Source organism: Pedobacter immunditicola (assembly GCF_037482985.1).
Lineage (GTDB): Bacteria > Bacteroidota > Bacteroidia > Sphingobacteriales > Sphingobacteriaceae > Pedobacter > Pedobacter immunditicola.
Genome location: NZ_JBBHKC010000008.1, coordinates 33,937 through 54,687 on the forward strand (window position 1 = coordinate 33,937; position 20,751 = coordinate 54,687).

The following is a 20,751-nucleotide window of genomic DNA, read 5'->3' on the forward strand; positions in this document are numbered from 1 at the left end:
GTACAAAGATAAGATAAATCTCATTCGAACATTTATGCCTTAAGCCTTGTTAGGCTAAGATAAATGTGATCATATGCCAGAATTGCCAGACTTACAGCTGTTCAGTAGTAATCTTCATCAAAAACTAGCTGGAAATAAATTGATAGAAATAAAGGTGCTTGTGTCTAAAAACCTCAATGTAACAGAAACTACCCTGCAAAAAACGCTCCTTGGCCAGCAACTTCAAGCCGTTAAACGTGTGGGTAAGGAATTGCATTTTAAATTCGAGAAGGAAGATGTGCTTGCACTTCATTTAATGCTGCATGGTGAACTTCACTATTTTGAAGATAGCGATCTGCCGAAATTTGCCATCCTGGTCATGGGTTTCTCTAATGGGAAAGGCCTGGCGCTGTCGGATTTTCAAAAAATGGCAACACCCACATTAAATCCTGCCCCTTCTGCTGCGTTAGACGCAATGTCTGATGAAATTAATGCTGACTTTTTAAAAAAGTTACTGCATGACAGCAAAGCCTCGATCAAAAACATCCTCCTGGATCAAAAATTAATCAGAGGTATTGGCAATGCCTACGCTGATGAAATTTTATGGGATGCCCGGATTTCACCATTCTCCGCTGCCAACCAAATTCCTGCAGACAAAGTTAACACCCTGGTCAAATCCATCAAATCTGTGTTGCTGGATGCTGAAAAGCAGTTGAAGCTCGCTCATCCCGATATCATCAGCGGAGAGTACAGGGAATTTCTGAAAGTTCACGGACCGAAAATAAAACAGAGTCCCACAGGTGCTGAAGTGTTGATTAAAAAAACCGGCTCACGGAAAACGTATTATACCAGCGAGCAGGAACTTTTTATCTGAGTATTTATGTATCATTGATTCTGAAATCAACAAGATCAAATGAGTAAAACCGGAAAATTATTATGGCAGGACCTGACCGTCGAAAATGCTGCCGAAGTGAAAGATTTTTATTGTGAGGTGGTGGGCTGGACTTCTTCACCCGTTTCTCAGGGCGACTATGACGATTACAATATCATCAGCACAGATGGGGAGGTGGTTGCAGGAATATGTCACAATAGGGGATCCCTTAAAGATTTTCCTTCCCAATGGATGAACTATGTGATCGTGGAAGATGTAGCCTTAAGCAGTGAAAAATGCAAAGCAATGGGAGGCAAGGTGCTTGTCGGGCCAGCGATGATGGGTAAATCCAAATACATTGTGATCCAGGACCCGGCTGGTGCAGTTATTGCCTTAATGGAAGAATAAGCGTCGGTTATTTCCACCCTCCGCCCAATGCCTGGTAAAGGTTAACGACAGCCTGTAGTTTCTGCAGTTTGTCGTTAACCGCATCCAGCTGCGCGGCGAGCAAACTTTGTTCAGAAGTCAATACATCTGTATAGTTGGTGGCAGAACTGTAGCGCAGCAGTTCTTCCGTGAATTCTACGGCTTTTTGCAAGGCTGCAATTTGCTTTCCCCGCGATGATTCTTTGTCGGTGGCAGTTTCGTAAGCATGCAGCGCGTCTGAAACTTCCTGCCCCGCGATCAGCAAGGTCTGCTGAAAATCATTAAAAGTTTGCACTTGTATAGACTGGGCACGCGTTAAACGCGCCCGGTTTGCCCCCTGTGCAAAAATCGGCTGTGTTAAACCACCCAGCAGGTTGTAAAAAAAAGCGTTCGTAAAAAAGTCCTTCAACTCTAAATTTGAAAAACCAGCCCGGGCGGTTAAAGTTAAAGCAGGGTAAAAGTAAGTCCTGGCCAGATTGGTATCTTCAAATGAGGTTCTGAAAGCAAACTCAGCTGCCTGCACATCCGGTCGGTTAACCAGCAATTGGGCAGGCACACCCAGCTTCAAATTCGTTAAGGGATGCTGGTCAGCCAGTTTACTTCGGTTTATGCTACCCGGCGTACGCGACAAAAGCAGGCTGATCACGTTTTCGGTGATGCGGATGCGCTGTTTGAGGTCCGGAATAAAAACTTCTGCCGCATAACGGTTAGCCTCACTTTGCACTACTGCAGCGCCATTCACCACTGCCCCTTCTTTCAGAGCCCTTAGCGTTTCTACCGTCTCTATTCTTTTTTGCAAGGTCAGTTCCGTAATTTCCAGTTGCCTGTCGAAAGCCATTAATGCATAATAGTTATTGGCAATATCAGCAATCAATCGCGTTTGCACAGCGCGTTTAGCCGCATCAGTTTGTAGATAAGCAGCAAGGGCCGCTCTTTTCGAACTGCTTAACTTCCCCCAGATATCTGCTTCCCAGGAAGTGCTTAGCTGCAGTATAAAAGTATTGGTTAAGGTGTTGATATCGATGCCCGGGGGGAAATTTAATCCCGCTTCGGAGGTCTTATTCCTTTGTGCACTTGCATCAGCCGTTAAGCTGGGTATAAAAGCCAGACGGCTTTGCCTTAACGTGGCCCCAGCCTGGATAATGTTTTGCATGGCACTATTTAGGTCCAGGTTCTGGTCCAGCCCCTCCTGTATCAATTTTTTTAAGGTCGTATCCGTAAACAGATCCTGCCAGGGCATACTGGCGATGGAAGTGGTGTCGGTACTGGTTTGATCACGATACAAGGCCCCGGTTTTTAAGTCAGGCCGTTGATAAGTTTTCGTGACTTTACAAGCACTGATCACCATGATCAGGCACAGCGCGGTAAGAAGTTGCTTTAGAAGTCTAAAATTCATTTTTTACAGCTATTATTTGTGTTTCTTCTTTTTCTTCTTCACCATCATCCCCGAAATTTTTTAATGGCGGACCGCTGATTTTTTCCTGTAGAGATTGAAATACAATAAACAATATCGGAATGACAAATACACCTAATATCGTTCCGGTTAACATCCCACCAACAGCCCCAGATCCAATTGACCGGTTACCCACTGCGCCTGCGCCGCTGGAGAACATTAGGGGCATCAAACCAAATATAAAGGCAAAGGAGGTCATCAGTATGGGCCTTAAACGAGCGATCGCACCATCAACGGCGGCCTTTACTATCGGGGTTCCGTTCCGCCTTCTTTCCAGAGAATACTCCACAATCAGGATACCGTTCTTAGCCAGCAGTCCGATCAGCATGATGAGGGAGATCTGCAGGTAGATATTACTGTTCAGGTTGAATATAATAGAGAACAGGTAGGCCCCCACCAAACCAAATGGAAGGGATAATATCACTGCAAAAGGCAGGATATAACTTTCATACTGTGCACTCAACAGGAAATAAACGAATATTAAACACAATATGAAAATATATACCGTTTGACCGCCTGAAGCAAGTTCTTCTCTTGTTAATCCTGAAAAGTCGTAACCATAACCTGCAGGTAAATGTTCAGCTGCGACCTCCTGTATGGCCGTGATCGCATCTCCGGTACTGTAACCTGGCTTTGGTGCTCCTGTGACCGAGATGGCACTGAAAAGGTTAAACCTGGAGATCGCCTCAGGTCCGAAAACCCTCGTCAATTTGATGAAACTGCTGATAGGGGCCATGGTGCCATTTGCATTGCGTACAAAAATCTTTGTCATCCCCTCCGGATTTGCCCTGTAAGAAGCATCAGCCTGGATCATCACCCTGTACTGTTTGCCGAATTTGTTAAAATTGGAAGCATAAACACCACCGTAATACCCCTGTAAAGTTGACAAAACATCATTTACCTGTAAACCGGCTTCTTTTATTTTTTCCAGGTTGATTTCCAGCAGATATTGTGGAAAGCCCGGGTTAAAAGGGGTCATGGCATATTGTATCTCCTTACGTTTAGACAGCTCTGCCAGAAATGCATTGTTAACCTTATAGAATTCATCCATGGTATGTCCGCCTTTATCCTGCAGCTGGAATTCAAAACCACCGCTCTGGCCAAAACCCTGTAAGGTGGGCGGCGCAATAAAGAAGATACTCGCATCCCTGATGCCACCTGTTTTCGCAAAGAGCTCCCCAATTACATCATTCACACTTCGATCCCGCTCACTCCAGGTCTTCAGTTTAATAATGACTATGCTGTAAGCACTACCCGCACCGGCAGTAAAATTTAATCCAATAATGCGCAAGGTGTTATTCACCTCGGGGATAGAATGTGCAATACTGTCTACCTGTTCCGCCATAGACTGTGAACGTTCCATGGAGGCTGAAGGCGGTAAACTGATATTAGCGAAAATTGCACCCTGGTCTTCTGCCGGAACAAAAGTAGAGGGGGTAGTTTTCATCAGGTAGAACAAGCCGAAAATGAAAAGGACAATGGCCAGTCCCACGATCCATGTTTTGGTAGATAGAAACTCCACCGATCGTTTATACTTGGTGGTTACTTTTTCAAAGGCGACATTAAAAGCTGTATAAAAGCGCTGCATAAACTTGTGGTGTTTTTTGTCATCCGCATGGGGTTTCAAAAACAGTGCACATAATGCCGGACTTAACGTTAAAGCATTGATGGCAGAAAGTATAATGGCCACAGCGAGTGTTACCCCGAACTGTTTGTAGAATACACCGGTAGACCCTGTAATAAAAGTTACAGGGATAAATACAGCAGCCATCACTAGTGTAATGGATATAATAGCGCCGGAAATCTCGTTCATGGCATCTATTGATGCTTTTCTGGCAGACTTATAGCCATGGTCTAATTTAGCATGTACGGCTTCCACCACCACAATAGCGTCATCGACCACAATACCAATGGCAAGCACCAGCGCAAACAAGGTGAGTAAATTGATGGTAAACCCAAAGAGGTTCAAAAAGAAAAAAGTTCCTATAATGGCTACGGGAACAGCAATTGCAGGAATCAGGGTAGAACGGAAATCCTGTAAAAAGACAAACACCACCAGAAAGACCAAAATAAAGGCCTCGATTAAAGTGCTCACCACTTTCTCGATGGAAGCATCCAGATTTTCATTCACATCCACCAAATAGGTGTAATCAACACCTTTAGGGAAGTCTTTGGCGGCTTGTTCCAGAATCTTTTTTGATTCATTGATTACGTTGCGTGCATTTGAACCCGGTGTCTGGCTGATGGCCATACCTGCCGAAGGTTTGCCATTGGTTTCCGTATTCGAGGAATAACCTAAAGATCCCAGCTCCACTCTTGCGATATCCTTCAACCGCAAAACCTGACCTTGTCCTTCAGACCGGATGACGATATTCTCAAATTCCTCCACTGTACTTAACCGGCCGGTATACTTGATTACATATTGAAAGCTTTGTTTTCCGCTCTCTCCAAATTTACCAGGGGCGGCCTCAATATTTTGCTCCCCCAGCGCCTGCGATACATCATCCGGAACGAGGCTATACTGAGACATGATATCAGGTTTAAGCCAGATGCGTAAAGAATAGTCTTTAGCACCAAATACCCTTGCCTCACCAACCCCGGTTACCCTTTGTATTTGTGGGATCAAATTGATCTTCGCATAGTTTTGTAAAAAGGTCTGGTCTAAAGCCGGGTCATCGCTGAATAAGGAGAAGATCAGCAGGTTACTGGTCTGGCTTTTGGTAACGGTTACCCCCGACCGTGTAACCTCCTGAGGCAGTAAACTGGTTGCCCTCGATACCCTGTTCTGCACATTTACGGCAGCCAGATCAGGGTTGGTGCCTACCTTAAAGAAAATAGTGATGTTGGCCGAACCTTCGTTGGTGGAAGAAGAGGTCATATAAGTCATGTTCTCTACCCCGTTGATCTGTTCTTCCAGGGGCACCACAACACTTTTCAAAACCACATCGGCATTTGCACCTGTATAATTTGCATTAACCTGCACCGTAGGGGGTGCAATATCCGGATATTGGGCAATTGGCAATGCAATTAAGCCCAAGACGCCAAGTATGACGATAATCACCGAAATTACCGTTGAAAGAACCGGGCGTTGAATAAATACTTTAAACATAATACTTATTTTAATCCTGCGTAAACGGTTTCCTTACTGACTACATTCGCCTTAATCGGGGTGCCATCTTTTAAATTTGCCACACCTTCCAGCACAATCTTATCCCCGGCTTTTAAGCCTTTTTCCACCACAAAAAACTGTCCTGCGGCGTTGGGAAGGATGGTAATGTTTACAGTCTTTGCTTTATTGTCAGCACCGGCAACAACGGCGAAACGCTTGTTCTGTAATTCATAAGTGGCACTTTGAGGGACCAGCAAGGCAGCCTTTACATGGTTTGGAATTCTTACCGTCGCCGAACTTCCGCTTCTGATCAAGCCATCAGGATTTGGAAAAACCGCCCTTGCGTTTGCGGAACCGGTTTCCGTATTGATCAGTCCGTTAACAGTTTGGATGGAGCCTTTTTTGTCATACAAAGTGCCATCAGAAAGGATGAGTGATACCGGTGGCAGCGTGCGGAGCTTGTCTGCGAATGATTTTCCCACCACTTCTTTATTGAAACTTAAAAGGTCTTTTTCATTGATGGCGAAATAGGCAAATACATTTCCTATGCTGGAAACTGTAGTGAGGGGCTCTGCCGTATTACTGCTGATCAGGCTTCCCAAACGATAGGGGATAGAGCCGACAACGCCATCAACAGGACTGGTGATCAACGTATAGCCGAGGTTAATTTTGGCATTTGCCAGTGCGGCCTTCGCTTGGGCCAATGCCGCCAGACTCGCCTGGTAAGAAAATTGTGCAGATTCAAGTTCGTATTTACTGACAATGTCTTTCTCTACCAATGGCTTTACTTTGTTTACGGCGAGATTTGCAGCACTTACCTCTGCCTCTGCACTTTTAACACTTGCCGTAGCCGTACGTACTTCCTGTTCGTATTGGGGAGCATCGATTTTAAATAACCTTTGGCCTTTTTTAACAACAGCACCCTCGTCGACATATATTTTTTCCACGAAACCATCCACTTTTGGCCTGATCTCAATATTTTGCTGTCCCTGGATACTTGCCGGATAATCTGTGTTTAACGTGGCGTCCCTGGGTTCAAGGGTTAAAACTTTATACTCTTTTACTTCTGGGCCACCTGCCGCTGCTGCTGTTGCCTGGTCATTATTATTCCCTCCACAAGAAACAAGCGTGGAGATGAAGAGGAAGACTAGCGCAAATTGGTTAGCTTTCATAAATTTTAATTGGAAGAAGATACCCAATGCACGAGTGCATTTAATAAAATAAGTAAGAAACCAAACGAATGATGTCTCACTTAAAGATATGGAATTACCCCAAAAAAAACATATGATTAAAGAAAAAAAGCAAAATTAAATTTTGCTTAAATGATTGACGCTAAGGTAGAAATGGCGTTACCTTTTCTAAGGCAAACTCCAGCTGCTGCGCCTCGGTGATGGTCGTGTTATCTAAAATAACAGCATCCTCTGCTCTCACCAGCGGACTTTCAGCACGAGTAGTATCTGCATAATCACGGTGGGCGATATTTTCGAAAACTTCTTCCAGCGTAGTCATGGTGTCTCCCTTGGCCTGCATCTCTTTAAATCGCCTTTCAGCCCTTAATTTCGGATCGGCAGTCATGAAGAATTTAACCTGCGCATCTTTGAAAACCGTAGTACCGATATCCCGGCCATCCATCACGATATTTGCAGTCCTGCCCATACGCTGCTGTTGTTTCACCATTTCATGACGCACCATTTTATTAGCAGCAACTTCACTTACATTCTCCGAAACGGGCATCTGCCTGATTTCTTCAGATACTTCTTCACCATTTAAAGTGATGTGACTTTGATAATCCCGCGAATGAAAATTTAATTCAATATGCTGCAATGCGTCTTTAACGGCTTCCGCATCCTGAATATTTACCTTGTTGCGAATAAAATAAAGCGTTACCGCACGGTACATAGCCCCACTGTCGATATAGATGAAACCTAATTCTTTGGCCAATGCTTTCGCCAGTGTACTTTTACCACAGGATGAATACCCGTCAATTGCAATAACCAGGTTTTTTCTCATATGCGGCAAAGTTAACGTTTTAGCTATTCCTCCGAATTTATTTCGATAATATTTAGGCAATTTTTTTTCGGTTGAATGTTCAAAATCGTATTTTTAACAAATGATACCTCAAAGGGACAACATTTTAAAGTATGCAACCTTTAGAACTTCGCGCAGCGGGGGGAGCGGAGGACAAAACGTCAATAAGGTATCCAGCAAAGTAGAGCTGGTCCTGAATATTGCTGAAGCGGGTTTTTTAAATGAAGCCGAAAAGGCTTTAGTCACAGAAAGGCTTGCCCACCGCCTGGACCAGGAAGGCAACCTGCACGTGATTGCTCAGGAAGACAGGAGTCAGCTGTTAAACAAGGAAAGGAGCCTGGCAAAAGCAGTTGCCATCATCAAAAACGCTTTGCATGTTCACAAGGTTCGAAAACCTACTAAAATACCCAAATCGGTTATCCGCAGGCGCTTAGCAAATAAACAGTCGCAAGCTGAAAAAAAAGTAAATAGAAAAAGACCTGCTATTGATTATTGAAACCTGTAAAACATGCTGATGGTACCATACTGATGGGCTTTGGCAGCACTTTTCAATTCTTTGGTTTTAAAGAGCAAGCCAAAGTCAAAAGTAAATCTCCGCGTGCTGTAATTAAAGCCCAGCTGTTGGGCAAAGACGATGGGTTTTACATCAAAAGTAACCGGACTATCTTCATTAAACAGGCTTCCCTGGATGGTCGCATCATAGGCCACCACATTTAGTTGTGGTTTGGCATAAAAGAAAATTTCTTTATCCACCAGTGCCTTGGTCGCGCTATTGCCAATAACTGCATGGGTATAGGCCGTGTTGAACAGCTGGTTTATTTTACCCGTCCTGAATAGCACACCGGCACCGGCACCACTGAAAGTAGTTCCGGCTTTGGCATAACCTTCAAAGGAGAAGTCAACCGAATTGTTGGCGGACCGGTGCATCAGCCGCAGGTATTGCAATGATAAATTGACTGCCATTTCATTTCTGATCTGATATTCCCAGCCTGCCGTTTCATAGAAACCGACGGTATTGTGTAAAAGTTCCTGTCCGCTTTGTGCAAGCGCATCCGGACCAGTCGTTCCAACCTGTACAGTACCCCTTAATACACTTTCGTTTTTATAAAACCAGTTCAGGGCACCCTCAGCATACAGGTAGCCAGCAAATGGCCTGTCCTGTGTGGCCGGATCGGGTGCATAACCAGACCGCGGGTTGTATATTTTTTGCCCGATAGCTAGCTCGTAAGTTTTCTTCTCCAGCTTTTCAGCAATTTTTGATTCGTCGATGGCATGACGGAAGTTGATGAAAAGTCCGTTGGTATAATAACGGTCCTGCCCACGAAACAGGTAAGCATCATTATCGCTACTGAAACCAAATTCATTTTTAAAAGTTTGCGCGTGAGCAGAAACAGCAGTGAAAATAAGCAGGATTAAAAAAGTATAATTTTTTGACTTCATAGTGGGGAATTAAAAAAGGCCCTGAAAATGCTTCAGGGCCTAAATATATAGCTTTATTTATTTTGTTAATTAATTTAAAACCGTTTTTATTTTAACAGTCAGGTCCTGGGGATCCTTAACTTTGTCTTTCATCAAAGCCAGTTCTATCACTTCCCTCATCTCGGATACATAATGGAAATTTAAGTCTTTAATATAACTTTCTTTAATTTCCAGGATATCCTTTTTATTGGATTTACACAAAATGATGTCTTTAATGTTAGCCCTTTTTGCCGCAAGGATTTTCTCCTTGATACCGCCCACAGGCAATACTTTTCCTCTAAGGGTAATCTCACCGGTCATCGCCAGGTTAGATTTCACCTTACGTTGGGTAAAGGCAGAAGTTAAAGCGGTCAGCATGGTAATACCTGCTGATGGGCCATCCTTAGGTGTTGCTCCTGCAGGAACGTGCACATGGATATCCCATTGGTCAAAAAGTGCATATTCTATACCGAAAAGACTGGCATGAGCACGCAGATAAGCCAATGCGATCACCGCAGATTCTTTCATCACATCACCGAGGTTACCTGTTAAGGTCAGTTTACCTTTTCCAGGACTTAAGCTCGCTTCAATAAAAAGGATATCGCCACCCACAGAAGTCCAGGCTAAACCGGTAACTACACCTGCCACTTCATTACCTTCATAAAGATCCTTATCATAGATAGGAGCACCCAAAATCCTTTCCACATCATCGTGGGTTAAAATATGGTCATAAGGTTCTTCCATCGCAATTTTAGTTGCCACCCCACGAACCAGCGATCCAATCTTTTTTTCCAGTCCCCGAACACCAGACTCACGGGTGTAATCTTCGATTACCTTTTCAATTAAATTTGATTTTAAGGTAATGTCTTTCGTATTAATGCCATGCATTTCTTTTTGTTTTGGCAACAAATACTTCTTAGCGATCTCAATTTTTTCTTCTATCGTATAACCATTCACCTCGATAATTTCCATACGGTCTAACAAAGCAGGCTGTATGGTGTTCAGTGAATTAGCAGTAGCAATAAATAGCACGTTCGACAAATCGTAATCTGTTTCTACGTAATGGTCGTTGAAGGCACTGTTTTGTTCAGGGTCTAAAACTTCCAGCAATGCAGAAGAAGGATCGCCGCGGAAATCTGATCCTACCTTGTCAATTTCATCTAAAACAAATACCGGGTTTGCAGCGCCCGCTTTTTTTATAGACTGAATTATACGGCCTGGCATGGCGCCGATATAAGTTTTTCGGTGACCACGGATTTCAGCTTCATCTCTGATGCCACCCAGTGCCATCCGTACATATTTACGGTTCAACGCTTTGGCAATCGATTTACCAAGCGAGGTTTTACCAACCCCCGGCGGGCCTACCAAACAGAGAATAGGCGCTTTCATATCGCGTTTAAGTTTCAGTACGGCAAGGTATTCTATAATCCTTTGCTTCACCTTTTCTAAACCAAAGTGGTCCTTATCCAAAACCCGCTGTGCACGCTTCAAATCGAAATTATCCTTGGTGAAATCATCCCAGGGAAGATCCAGCAATAATTCCAGGTAATTGATCTGTATAGAATAGTCAGGTGCTGCAGGGTTCATTCTGCCCATTTTCTCCAGCTCTTTGTTAAAGTGCTCTTTAACGGGAAGTGCCCACTTTTTCTTCTTGGCGCGCATTTCCAAAGCTGCATATTCCAAATCACTGGAATTTCCACCTAACTCTTCCTGGATGGTCTTCAATTGCTGGTTAAGGAAATAATCCCGTTGTTGTTTATCCAGATCGACCCTTACTTTAGATTGGATCTGGTTTTTTAGCTCCAGCATTTGCAGTTCCAGTGTCAGCAGTTCCATCACCATTTCAGCGCGGTCACGCAATACGGTCATTTCGAGCATCTTCTGCTTGTCAGCAACATCTGCATTCATGTTTGAAGAGATGAAGTTGATCAAAAAAGAGGTGCTTTCGATATTTTTCAGGGCAATGCCTGCCTCGCTTGGAATATTAGGAGATAACTGAATAATCTGCGAAGACATTTCACGAACGGAAGCAATTAAAGCCTTAAATTCCTTGTCAGGTTTATCTTTAGCTTCTTCAAATTTTTCGATGGTTACTTTAATATAGGGATCAGATTGTACCAGCTCAATGAGTCTGAAACGCTGCTTTCCTTGTATGATAACCGTCGTATTACCATCAGGCATTTGTAGCATTTTGATGATATGTGCTACTGTACCCACTTTATTGAGTTCATCAAAAGTAGGATCTTCGATGGAAACGTCCCGCTGTGAAGCTACACCAATAATGCGGTTGCCCTTATAGGCTTCCTTTATTAACTTAATTGATTTTTCCCTTCCGACAGTGATTGGTATCACGACACCTGGAAAAAGCACCGTGTTCCGTAATGGCAAGATAGCCAAAACCTCAGGTGTTTCTTCACTATTCATTTCATCCTCATCCTGTTGCGTCATTAGCGGAAAAAATTCAGTATCTTCATTTATGATGGGTAATGCATTGCCAAAATCAAATTGATCTTTTATACTCATTAAATAGGCCTTTCTAAATTTGTAAACGACAAAGTGACAGTTTCTCGCTAGGAATTACTGTTTTTATCTATCAGGGGATAAATTCAACTCTTGTGCCAAAAGCTTTTCCATGGATACTTTATGTTAAAAAGGCAGTAATTTAAAATTATTTAAATGTTAATCATAATTTATATTATTTAGCGTTTAAGCTGTAATTCTAAAATGGTACAATAGTTGCCTATTATGTATCTTATAATTTTATAACTTTATTTTTTAAATAAATATTGATGAACTATTTCAAACAGGCTGTTTTTATTTTACTCCTTACCTATACCAGCAGCACAGTAACCGCACAGAGCGGTAGCTATGATAAATTAGGCATGCAGGCGATGATGAAAGGTGATTTCAAAGGTGCCGTCAACCAGCTGAAAAAAGCAGATGCAAAGGCCCCCAATAATACAAATGTTTTGAAAATGCTGGGCTATTCCTATTTTCAGGTTGGGGAATATGAAAGTGCTATATCTACCTACACGAAGTTGATATCATTGAAGCCAGCAGATTATTCTGCTTATTACTACCGTGGTAAAGCCCGGCTGAACGTTGCTAATGATCCACAAGAGTCTTTAAACCAGATGCGTGATAACTTTTACCTTTCTGCCATTAAAGATTTCAGCAAAGCCATCGAACTGAATGGGGAAGAAGATGCCCAGTTATTACAGAACAGGGGCATTGCCTATAAAGACTACGGTATCTTTAAGTCTTATAAAATTAAAAAGAAAACAGATAAAACTGCTGTCATCGCTATTTTCAATAGTTCAATTGCCGATTTCCAGAAGATTTTGGTGATGCAGCCACAGCGTAAAGATATTTTAGCGTTGGTGAGCTATGTTAAAGCGCAGATCACAAGTCTGAAATAAACAACGGTTTCAAACGCTTAACCTATGGAAGTGCAACATTTTATGTTGCACTTTTTTTGTGATTTAACTTTTCTGTAAGCACCTGGTGTTGGTTCAGTAAATTGAAGCTGATTGGGGAACGAGTGACTCCTGTAAGATTCGTTACTTATGCATTGATGTAAACGGAGTGTAGGCTAGAAAACAGGGCGCTTCTGACAGGGACTTGCGCCGGACCTGCTACCGGACTCGTACCGGATTTTCGGTAGGTGGCCGGTGCCAAACTGCCGCCAGATCAGGTCTGTTTACAAGCTATTTTTTAGTGTTCCCTTGATGGTCATTAAGCTATCGTCAATCAAGCAATAAGCGGAGCTTTAAAGATATGATCAGCAGCTTAGGGGAATGCTCCTTTGACCTGGTATTTTTTACCGGAAAGAAATCTGATTTGCTGCGTTTTCCTGATCTCATATAAGCTATCGGGGAAATAAGCCAGCGTGTCAGTAGAGTGATAAAGATAATTATTGGTATTCAATAAGATCTTGATGGAAGCTATTTTGTTGTTTTTACGGGAGATCTCCAGTTTTTTGACCAGTATCTTGTCGTCATTGCTGCTGTAAACTTCCTGCTGGTCGCTTTTCTCCACTTTAAACAGGCCCAGCCATGCAGATTTATTGATGTCAGCATCAGAAAAATTGGCGAGTTCCTTGTTCCAGTCTGCGATGCGGATTTTTTTGCTTTCCGTGGAGTCGTTGACGGAAACTGTTTTTAAAACAAGCGGCTTCGTTTTGTTCAAACGAGCCGCCTCTTGTTGGAAATAACCTTTAAGGTCAAAATATTGCTGCGGCTGTACTTTTTGCTGGTCTGTATGGCCACAGGACAAAAAAAACAATAAAAAACAGCCGGCAACGATATATTTATGCATTATATTAAACAATTACCTGTCATGATTGCAGGTTTTTCTAAACCCATTAATTTTAAAATAGTAGGGGCGATGTCACCCAATTTGCCATCATTGATATGTGTGTATTCAGTACCTACCAAAATGCAAGGGACAAGGTTAGTGGTGTGAGCGGTATTTACAGAGCCATCACTGTTGCGCATGTATTCTGAATTACCATGATCTGCAAGAATAATAAAAGCATAACCATTTTTAAGTCCTGTCGTCACCACAGCCTCGGTACAGTGGTCAACAGTTTCCACTGCCTTTACCACAGCCTCAAAAACACCGGTATGTCCTACCATGTCGGGGTTAGCGAAGTTCAGGCAAATAAAATCTGGCCAACCTGTTTCCAGCTCTTCTATGATTGCAGCCGTAATACCCTGGGCACTCATCTCCGGCTGTAAATCGTAGGTTGCTACCTTCGGCGATGGGATCATGATGCGTTTTTCATTTTCAAAAACCTGCTCCCTGCCGCCGGAGAAGAAAAATGTAACGTGTGGATATTTTTCAGTCTCCGCTATTCTGATTTGGTTTTTGTGGTTCTTTTCTAAAACTTCACCCAGTGTCTCACTTAAATCATCTTTGGTAAACATGGTTTTCACATCAATGAAATTCTCATCATAAGCAGTCATGGTTACATAATATAAGGAAAGCTTATGCAGGTTATATTCAGGATAATCTTTTTGGCACAAGGCAGAGGTAATTTCACGGCCGCGGTCGGTGCGGTAATTGAAACATATCACTACATCACCGTCTTTAATGGTAGCCTTTGGTGTTCCATCAGGTTTGGTAAGCACAATAGGATCCGTAAACTCATCGGTAATGCCAGATTGATAAGATTTTTTAAGGGCTGTTACAGCGTCCTGTGCTGGTTCACCCATGCCAAGGGTTAAAAGATCATAAGCTTTTTTCACCCTTTCCCAACGCGAGTCACGGTCCATGGCGTAGTAACGGCCAATTAAACTGGCAAGCTGAGCAGGAGAGTTTTGAATATGGTTTTCCAGATCCTGCACGAAGCCTACACCAGAATTGGGATCCGTATCCCTGCCATCCATAAAAGCATGTATAAAGACCTCAGTTAAGCCTTGCTCAGCAGCAGCATCACAAAGGGCTTTCAGGTGGTTGATATGCGCATGTACTCCACCGTCAGATAAAAGTCCGATAAAGTGGACGTCTTTCTGGTTAACTTTTGCGTATTCAAAGGCTTTCAGTAATTCAGGATTGGAAAATAAAGTCCTGTCGCTTATCGCTTTGTTGATTCTGCCGAGTTCCTGGTAAACTACACGGCCCGCACCCAGGTTCATATGGCCAACTTCAGAATTCCCCATTTGTCCGGCCGGTAAGCCTACCGCTTCTCCGGAAGCTTCCAGTTTGGAATTTGGATATTTCTTTAATAAAGAATCAAAAAATGGGGTGTTTGCTGCAAAAGCGGCGTCTGATTCGTCTTGTTTTCCATATCCCCATCCATCCAGAATAAGGAGCATTACTTTTTTATCTTCCATCAAAAATGTAGTTTAATTGTTGTGCTAACTAGCTAACAAATATAAGGGTAATCGCTTTTTAAATTGCAGTAAAATACAATTAATGCTGGTTTAATGGCATAATTTATGTTAGTGGAGTCATATAGTCTAGTTGAAATGATGAAATTTATGTTTCCGATACTTATTGTTTTGGCCCCCTTTATTCCTCAGGGGTTATTTCAGGGTGAATTTATTGATGAAATGTCGAAACTCTTCAAGACTGGAAATTCAAAAGAAATTGCACGAAATTTTAATGGTTCTGTAGCATTAAGCATCATTCATGATGAAGACGTTTACTCCAAGGTACAGGCAGAACAAATATTAAGAGATTTTTTTAGCAAACATTCTCCCACAAGTTCTTCCGTTTTACACCTCATCAATACCAATCCAAATATGAGGTTCGGCATCCTGACGCTCAACACCCGCAATGGTAAATTCAGGATTTCCATCACCTCAAAAAAGATCAGTAATTCTTTTTTAATCACCGAACTCAGAATTGATCCAGAAAAATAGTTTAACAATAGCGGTAAAAATGCTATTTTTGGATTAAAATCGAAAATTTGGACAAGCAAAACATACATTTATTTATAAAAAACGCAATAGCTGAGGATCTTGGCGACGGCGATCATACTTCACTTTCCACTATTCCCGTCGGGGCACAGGGGAGGGCGAAACTTATCATCAAAGAGGATGGGGTATTGGCTGGTGTTGAACTGGCCTTAATCATTTTTGAACAGATTGATCCGCTGCTGAAAACTGAAGTATATCTGAAGGATGGTGCCTTGGTAAAATATGGCGATATTGCTTTTACCGTGGCTGGGAGTACCCATTCCATCTTATTAGCCGAAAGACTTGTTTTAAATTGCATGCAGCGCATGAGCGGCATTGCTTCAAAAACACATCGTATTGTGGCGATGCTCGAGCCCTATGGAACAAAAATTCTTGATACCCGAAAAACAACTCCCGGCTTGCGTATGCTCGAAAAATGGGCAGTTAAAATAGGGGGTGGCGTTAATCACCGCATCGGTTTATACGATATGATCCTGATTAAAGATAATCATGTGGATTATGCCGGCGGTATTGCCAATGCCATTCATGCGGCCAATGAATACCTGCAGCAGACAGGCAGAAACCTGGAAATAGAAATAGAAGTAAGAAACCTGGAAGAATTAAAACAGGTATTGGAAACAGGCCAAGTTAACCGCATCATGCTGGACAACTTTGGTTTTGAAGATTTAAAAGCAGCGGTAGATCAGATCGGAAAACGGTATATTACAGAGGCTTCAGGAGGCATAGTGGAAGAAAATATAACCCAATATGCCGCATGTGGTGTTGATTTTATATCAATGGGCGCGTTAACGCATTCGGTTAAAAGTTTAGACATGAGTTTAAAAGCATTTTAGAATGATGTCGATTTATTCCATTTCAGCCGTGCTGCTGGCCTACCTTTTTGGCTCTATCCCTTCTGCAGTATGGATAGGCCAGGCCTTTTATGGTGTTGATGTGCGCGAATACGGCAGTGGAAATGCCGGTGCTACCAACGTGTTCAGGGTTTTAGGGAAAAAAGCAGGCCTGGTGGTCATGACCATTGATATCCTTAAAGGCTTTACCGCAACGAAACTTGCCTATTTTATCGGACTTTCTGTAACCGGTCCACAAGACTCTTCACAATTTATTAACTACCAGCTTGCCTTGGGTTTGACGGCTGTAGTAGGTCATTTGTTCCCTGTTTTCGCCGGTTTTAGAGGAGGAAAAGGGGTGGCTACACTTTTTGGAATGATTTTAGCAGTTAACCTTCCAGCGGCTTTACTTTGCGTTCTTGTCTTTGTGGTTGTTCTGCTGGTTACGAAATACGTTTCACTAAGTTCTATATGTGCAGGTTTTACCTTCCCCTTAGGAATTATATTCATATTTCATTCCACCATTAAAACCGAAGTCCTGTACAGCATGTGTGTATGTGTGTTAGTTTTGGTAACACACCAGAAAAATCTCGAAAGACTATTAAAAGGCAAAGAATCAAAAGTATATCTGTTTAAAAGTAAAAAGCCTTAATTATTTTACCTATGAAGAAGATCCTTTTGTTTAGTGTTGCCATGTCAATGCTTACATTTTATTCGTGCTCTACAGTTCCACTGTCTGGGCGAAACCGCTTGAGTTTTATTGATGAAGCGGAAATGCAGACTGCTGCAGCACAAAGTTATACTGCCTTGCTGAAAGATCCTTCTACGAAAGTTTTAAATAACGCCGAAGCAGCAAGGGTTAAAAGAATTGGTCAGAAAATAGCTACTGCCGTAACCCAATACATGAATGCAAATGGTTTTGGTGAACAAATCCAGGGCTTTAAATGGGAATTTAATTTGATCGACAGTAAGGAAATCAACGCCTGGTGTATGCCTGGTGGCAAAGTAGCTGTATATACTGGTATATTGCCGGTTACCAAGGATGATGCTGGTTTAGCCACTGTAATGGGCCATGAAATTGCCCATGCTGTTGCTAAACATTCTTCTGAACGTGCATCTAAAGCTGCCCTTGCAGAAGGTGTGGGTGGTTTGCTGGGCGCAGCAACTTCAAATAAGTCTGAAGGAACCCGTCAGGTTTTAGGCTCTTTATATGGTATTGGCGCGCAAGCCGGCTATTTATTGCCTAATTCGAGAACACAGGAGCTGGAAGCTGATCACCTTGGACTGATCTTTATGTCAATGGCTGGTTATAACCCTAGCAATGCTGTTGGTTTCTGGCAACGTATGGCTTCGGCAAGTGCCAACAGTCAAAAACCACCTGAGTTTTTAAGTACTCACCCTGCTGATGCAACCAGAATTACGCAAATTCAAAAAGACCTGCCAGAGGCGATGAAATATTTCAACTCTACTTCAGGCAAGCCTGTTAGGTAATCACCAAACAGCTTATTTTCTAAATTATATCATTAAAGGGGCTGTTCATTCAGCCCTTTTAGCGTTTCTAACATTGCGGAAGCCTTTAGAAGACATTCTTCGTACTCACTTTCCGCATCCGACTGATAGGTAATGGCACTACCTACTTTAAAGGATAAATAAGCAGTGGAGGCTTTATATAAAAGGGTCCTGATCATGACGTTGAAGTCGAAGTTACCATCGGGACTGATATAACCCATGGAGCCTGAAAAAGCCCCTCTTTTGCTGTTTTCCAATTCTTCGATCAACTGCATGGCCTTAATTTTTGGTGCCCCAGTCATGGACCCCATCGGAAAGGTGTTTTTAAGGGCATCGATAAAATGTATTTCGGGGTTTAGCTCACAGGTAACAGTTGATATCATTTGGTGTACTTGTGGAAAGCTATAAATTCCAAAAAGCTCGGCTACCATAACTGTTCCCGGTACCGCACTTTTGGTCAAGTCATTCCTCACCAAGTCTACAATCATGACGTTCTCTGCCTGTTCCTTGCGGCTTTCTTTAAGTTTTTGCCTGTTTTGCTGGTCTTCAATGCTGTCGGGACTTCGTTTTGCTGTCCCTTTAATAGGTTGGGAAATCAATTGTTGTCCTCTTTTGCAGAGAAATCTTTCTGGACTTGCAGACAAAATATAATGGTCTCTAATTTTAAAATATCCACCAAAAGGACTGGATGATCGTCGGTTCAAAGCATTGAATACCGCCAGCGGATTGATCTTTGCATTTTTTGCAAAGAAATCCTGGCAAAAAGTAATTTCATAACAATCTCCCTGGATAATATGCTCCTGCAATATTTTTACCTGTTGTATATACTTGCTTTTTGTGAGGCTGCTTTGCATCTGTACTTCTGCAGTGGCAACAGGCTTCAATATGGTCTTTTCAATCTGCTGAAGCAAGTCTGGTGGTCCAAGCAACACTTCTACCGCTGTTCCAGTAACTGCCAGGAGGTATTCAGGGATGAAAAAAAAGAGATCAGGGAAAGCAAGAGGATCAGGATTGGAGGAATGTAAAGCTTCGGTTTCGTTTTTTAAATCATAGCTTAATAAGCCAAACATCCAGCTTCGGTTTTTATTATAAAAGGCCTTCAGCTCGTCAAAGGCAGTGCCGCATTTGGCATTCAATTCATCCCTGACGCCTGCAGCAATGAGGAGATCATATTGATGATAGACATCAGGATAAGTATTTGAGTCCAGTACAGCACAAACCTCAAACGTATCCGCCCATGCTAATGCTTTTTGTTTAAATAGATTGTCTGGATGCATGATGGTTGTCTCCATGGTATGGAAGAAAGAGAACAAAAAAAGGCGGTTGGAAGCCGCCTTTTTGTAGGTATGGTTTAATTATTTAAAATGTTCTAGATCAGCTCTAAGGTTTGAACGCGGTCAGGACCTACAGAAAGGTATTTTACCGGAACTTCCAGTTCCTTCTCCAGAAAAGCGATATAAGCACTTAAATTTGCCGGTATATCCGCTAGTTCATTGATCTGGGTCACATCAGTTTTCCAGCCTTCAATGGCTTTTAAAACAGGTGTTGGCTTTACAGAAATGATGTCATAAGGCATGTAATCAATAGTTTCACCATCGTATTCATAATGCGTACAAGCATAGATGACATCAAAATCATCCAATACATCGGCTTTCATCATGATCAACTCGGTAACACCATTCAGCATGATCGCGTATTTTAAAGCTGGAATATCGATCCATCCGCAACGGCGTGCCCTTCCGGTAGTCGCACCAAATTCATGGCCAACCTGACGCAGGGTTTCGCCTACTTCATTGTCCAGTTCTGTTGGAAAAGGGCCACTGCCCACACGGGTACAATATGCTTTAAAAATACCATAAACATTGCCAATTTTATTAGGCGCAATACCTAAGCCTGTGCAAGCACCGGCAGTAGTGGTATTTGAAGAGGTCACAAAAGGATAAGAACCAAAGTCAACATCTAATAATGTTCCCTGGGCACCTTCAGCCAAAACGGTTTTACCTTCTTTCAAATAATTGTTTACAAAATGCTCACTGTCTACATGAGGTATAGTTTTAATATACTCAATGGCTTCAAAGAAAGCGGCTTCCTTTTCGGTAAGATCGTATTCAAACTCGTAATGCGAAAGAATTTCTTTGTGTTTTTCAACCAGTTTGTTGTAGCGCTCTTTAAAATCTGGCAAAGTAGTATCGCCTACGCGTAAACCATTTCTGCCGGTTTTATCCATGTAAGTTGGACCGATCCCTTTTAAAGTGGAGCCAATTTTATCTTTACCCATTTTCTGCTCGTTGGCAGCATCGAGTAACTGGTGTGTTGGTAAAATCAGGTGTGCTTTACGGGCAATTACCAATTTGCCTTTGGCAATTGGATCCTGTCCGGCAGCTTTAAGGTTATCTAATTCTCTTTTTAAAATGATTGGATCGATTACAACCCCATTTCCGATTAGATTCATAGTTTTTTCGTTGAAAATACCAGATGGAATGGTATTCAGAACAAATTTTTTGCCGTCAAATTCTAAAGTATGACCTGCATTTGGTCCGCCCTGGAAACGAGCGATCAAATCATATTGCGGACTTAATACGTCAACAATTTTACCCTTGCCCTCGTCGCCCCATTGCAGGCCGAGCAGCACGTCTACTTGCGTCATTATGTTAAATTAAGAA

At 42.4% G+C, this 20,751-nt stretch carries 18 protein-coding genes; 8 read left to right on the forward strand and 10 right to left on the reverse strand.

All coding sequences use genetic code 11. The features are described from left to right. Positions 1 to 73 precede the first annotated feature (73 nt). Both WG905_RS14750 and WG905_RS14755 read left to right on the forward strand, forming a co-directional pair. The gene (locus WG905_RS14750; protein ID WP_339592504.1) at positions 74 to 853 is read left to right on the forward strand and encodes a DNA-formamidopyrimidine glycosylase family protein; all 780 of its coding nucleotides are present in this window, start codon (positions 74 to 76) and stop codon (positions 851 to 853) included. A gap of 39 nt (positions 854 to 892) precedes the next feature. Then, on the forward strand, positions 893 to 1,258 hold the full coding sequence (locus tag WG905_RS14755) for a VOC family protein (protein WP_339592505.1): 366 nt from the start codon (positions 893 to 895) through the stop codon (positions 1,256 to 1,258). 7 nt (positions 1,259 to 1,265) lie between these two features. On the opposite strand, the gene WG905_RS14760 is transcribed toward WG905_RS14755, so the two are convergent. The 4 genes from WG905_RS14760 to cmk form a co-directional block, all read right to left on the reverse strand. Beyond that, positions 1,266 to 2,672, reverse strand: a complete 1,407-nt coding sequence (locus WG905_RS14760) for an efflux transporter outer membrane subunit (protein WP_339592506.1) — start codon at positions 2,670 to 2,672, stop codon at positions 1,266 to 1,268. After that, complete coding sequence (locus WG905_RS14765) at positions 2,662 to 5,838, reverse strand: efflux RND transporter permease subunit (RefSeq protein ID WP_339592507.1); 3,177 nt, start codon at positions 5,836 to 5,838, stop codon at positions 2,662 to 2,664. Before WG905_RS14765 ends, WG905_RS14760 begins: the two co-directional genes overlap by 11 nt. 5 nt (positions 5,839 to 5,843) lie before the next feature. Beyond that, positions 5,844 to 7,010: an efflux RND transporter periplasmic adaptor subunit gene (locus WG905_RS14770; protein ID WP_339592508.1), complete on the reverse strand. Its 1,167-nt coding sequence runs from the start codon at positions 7,008 to 7,010 to the stop codon at positions 5,844 to 5,846. Positions 7,011 to 7,170: 160 nt separating this feature from the next. Continuing rightward, positions 7,171 to 7,848 carry a (d)CMP kinase gene (gene cmk, locus WG905_RS14775; RefSeq protein ID WP_339592509.1) on the reverse strand — a complete coding sequence of 226 codons (678 nt, stop codon included), beginning with the start codon at positions 7,846 to 7,848 and terminating at the stop codon, positions 7,171 to 7,173. Positions 7,849 to 7,948: 100 nt separating this feature from the next. On the opposite strand from cmk, the gene arfB reads away from it, so the two are divergent. Then, a complete protein-coding gene (arfB, locus tag WG905_RS14780; protein ID WP_339592510.1) occupies positions 7,949 to 8,362 on the forward strand; it encodes an alternative ribosome rescue aminoacyl-tRNA hydrolase ArfB in 414 nt (137 codons plus the stop codon). Here arfB and WG905_RS14785 read toward each other — a convergent pair. After that, on the reverse strand, positions 8,356 to 9,306 hold the full coding sequence (locus WG905_RS14785) for a lipid A deacylase LpxR family protein (RefSeq protein WP_339592511.1): 951 nt from the start codon (positions 9,304 to 9,306) through the stop codon (positions 8,356 to 8,358). The two genes, arfB and WG905_RS14785, sit on opposite strands and share 7 nt — an antisense overlap. A 69-nt stretch (positions 9,307 to 9,375) precedes the next feature. Continuing rightward, positions 9,376 to 11,847 carry an endopeptidase La gene (lon, locus tag WG905_RS14790; RefSeq protein ID WP_339592512.1) on the reverse strand — a complete coding sequence of 824 codons (2,472 nt, stop codon included), beginning with the start codon at positions 11,845 to 11,847 and terminating at the stop codon, positions 9,376 to 9,378. 266 nt (positions 11,848 to 12,113) lie between these two features. Here lon and WG905_RS14795 point away from each other — a divergent pair, with 266 nt between their 5' ends. After that, positions 12,114 to 12,743 (forward strand): tetratricopeptide repeat protein, encoded by a 630-nt coding sequence (locus tag WG905_RS14795; RefSeq protein ID WP_339592513.1) that lies wholly within the window; start codon positions 12,114 to 12,116, stop codon positions 12,741 to 12,743. A gap of 370 nt (positions 12,744 to 13,113) precedes the next feature. On the opposite strand, the gene WG905_RS14800 is transcribed toward WG905_RS14795, so the two are convergent. Next, entirely contained in the window at positions 13,114 to 13,641 is a 528-nt protein-coding gene (locus WG905_RS14800; RefSeq protein ID WP_339592514.1) for a hypothetical protein, read from the reverse strand. Continuing rightward, positions 13,641 to 15,161 carry a 2,3-bisphosphoglycerate-independent phosphoglycerate mutase gene (gpmI, locus tag WG905_RS14805; protein WP_339592515.1) on the reverse strand — a complete coding sequence of 507 codons (1,521 nt, stop codon included), beginning with the start codon at positions 15,159 to 15,161 and terminating at the stop codon, positions 13,641 to 13,643. Before gpmI ends, WG905_RS14800 begins: the two co-directional genes overlap by 1 nt. A 135-nt stretch (positions 15,162 to 15,296) precedes the next feature. Between gpmI and WG905_RS14810 the strand changes: the two genes are divergently transcribed. Genes WG905_RS14810 through WG905_RS14825 form a run of 4 tightly spaced genes read left to right on the forward strand, consistent with a single transcriptional unit; the run spans position 15,297 to position 18,070 of the window. Then, positions 15,297 to 15,692, forward strand: coding sequence for a DUF4783 domain-containing protein (locus WG905_RS14810; RefSeq protein WP_339592516.1), 396 nt, complete (start codon positions 15,297 to 15,299; stop codon positions 15,690 to 15,692). 47 nt (positions 15,693 to 15,739) lie between these two features. Then, positions 15,740 to 16,582, forward strand: coding sequence for a carboxylating nicotinate-nucleotide diphosphorylase (nadC, locus tag WG905_RS14815; RefSeq protein WP_339592517.1), 843 nt, complete (start codon positions 15,740 to 15,742; stop codon positions 16,580 to 16,582). Between the two features lies 1 nt (position 16,583). Next, positions 16,584 to 17,231, forward strand: a complete 648-nt coding sequence (gene plsY, locus WG905_RS14820; protein ID WP_339592518.1) for a glycerol-3-phosphate 1-O-acyltransferase PlsY — start codon at positions 16,584 to 16,586, stop codon at positions 17,229 to 17,231. Between the two features lie 11 nt (positions 17,232 to 17,242). Continuing rightward, on the forward strand, positions 17,243 to 18,070 hold the full coding sequence (locus WG905_RS14825; RefSeq protein WP_339592519.1) for a M48 family metallopeptidase: 828 nt from the start codon (positions 17,243 to 17,245) through the stop codon (positions 18,068 to 18,070). Between the two features lie 32 nt (positions 18,071 to 18,102). Here the strand turns inward: WG905_RS14825 and WG905_RS14830 are convergent, their stop codons facing one another. Further along, entirely contained in the window at positions 18,103 to 19,380 is a 1,278-nt protein-coding gene (locus WG905_RS14830; RefSeq protein ID WP_339592520.1) for an anthranilate synthase component I family protein, read from the reverse strand. 77 nt (positions 19,381 to 19,457) lie between these two features. Further along, complete coding sequence (locus WG905_RS14835; RefSeq protein ID WP_339592521.1) at positions 19,458 to 20,735, reverse strand: adenylosuccinate synthase; 1,278 nt, start codon at positions 20,733 to 20,735, stop codon at positions 19,458 to 19,460. Between the last annotated feature and the right edge of the window lie 16 nt (positions 20,736 to 20,751).

What these genes read in the sequence shown, in the direction of transcription:
- WG905_RS14750 (WP_339592504.1), top strand. Translation starts at nt 74, where the DNA reads ATGCCAGAATTGCCAGACTTACAGCTGTTCAGTAGTAATCTTCATCAA.
- WG905_RS14755 (WP_339592505.1), top strand. Translation starts at nt 893, where the DNA reads ATGAGTAAAACCGGAAAATTATTATGGCAGGACCTGACCGTCGAAAAT.
- WG905_RS14760 (WP_339592506.1), bottom strand. Translation starts at nt 2,672, where the DNA reads ATGAATTTTAGACTTCTAAAGCAACTTCTTACCGCGCTGTGCCTGATC.
- WG905_RS14765 (WP_339592507.1), bottom strand. Translation starts at nt 5,838, where the DNA reads ATGTTTAAAGTATTTATTCAACGCCCGGTTCTTTCAACGGTAATTTCG.
- WG905_RS14770 (WP_339592508.1), bottom strand. Translation starts at nt 7,010, where the DNA reads ATGAAAGCTAACCAATTTGCGCTAGTCTTCCTCTTCATCTCCACGCTT.
- cmk (WP_339592509.1), bottom strand. Translation starts at nt 7,848, where the DNA reads ATGAGAAAAAACCTGGTTATTGCAATTGACGGGTATTCATCCTGTGGT.
- arfB (WP_339592510.1), top strand. Translation starts at nt 7,949, where the DNA reads ATGATACCTCAAAGGGACAACATTTTAAAGTATGCAACCTTTAGAACT.
- WG905_RS14785 (WP_339592511.1), bottom strand. Translation starts at nt 9,306, where the DNA reads ATGAAGTCAAAAAATTATACTTTTTTAATCCTGCTTATTTTCACTGCT.
- lon (WP_339592512.1), bottom strand. Translation starts at nt 11,847, where the DNA reads ATGAGTATAAAAGATCAATTTGATTTTGGCAATGCATTACCCATCATA.
- WG905_RS14795 (WP_339592513.1), top strand. Translation starts at nt 12,114, where the DNA reads ATGAACTATTTCAAACAGGCTGTTTTTATTTTACTCCTTACCTATACC.
- WG905_RS14800 (WP_339592514.1), bottom strand. Translation starts at nt 13,641, where the DNA reads ATGCATAAATATATCGTTGCCGGCTGTTTTTTATTGTTTTTTTTGTCC.
- gpmI (WP_339592515.1), bottom strand. Translation starts at nt 15,161, where the DNA reads ATGGAAGATAAAAAAGTAATGCTCCTTATTCTGGATGGATGGGGATAT.
- WG905_RS14810 (WP_339592516.1), top strand. Translation starts at nt 15,297, where the DNA reads ATGATGAAATTTATGTTTCCGATACTTATTGTTTTGGCCCCCTTTATT.
- plsY (WP_339592518.1), top strand. Translation starts at nt 16,584, where the DNA reads ATGATGTCGATTTATTCCATTTCAGCCGTGCTGCTGGCCTACCTTTTT.
- WG905_RS14825 (WP_339592519.1), top strand. Translation starts at nt 17,243, where the DNA reads ATGAAGAAGATCCTTTTGTTTAGTGTTGCCATGTCAATGCTTACATTT.
- WG905_RS14830 (WP_339592520.1), bottom strand. Translation starts at nt 19,380, where the DNA reads ATGGAGACAACCATCATGCATCCAGACAATCTATTTAAACAAAAAGCA.
- WG905_RS14835 (WP_339592521.1), bottom strand. Translation starts at nt 20,735, where the DNA reads ATGACGCAAGTAGACGTGCTGCTCGGCCTGCAATGGGGCGACGAGGGC.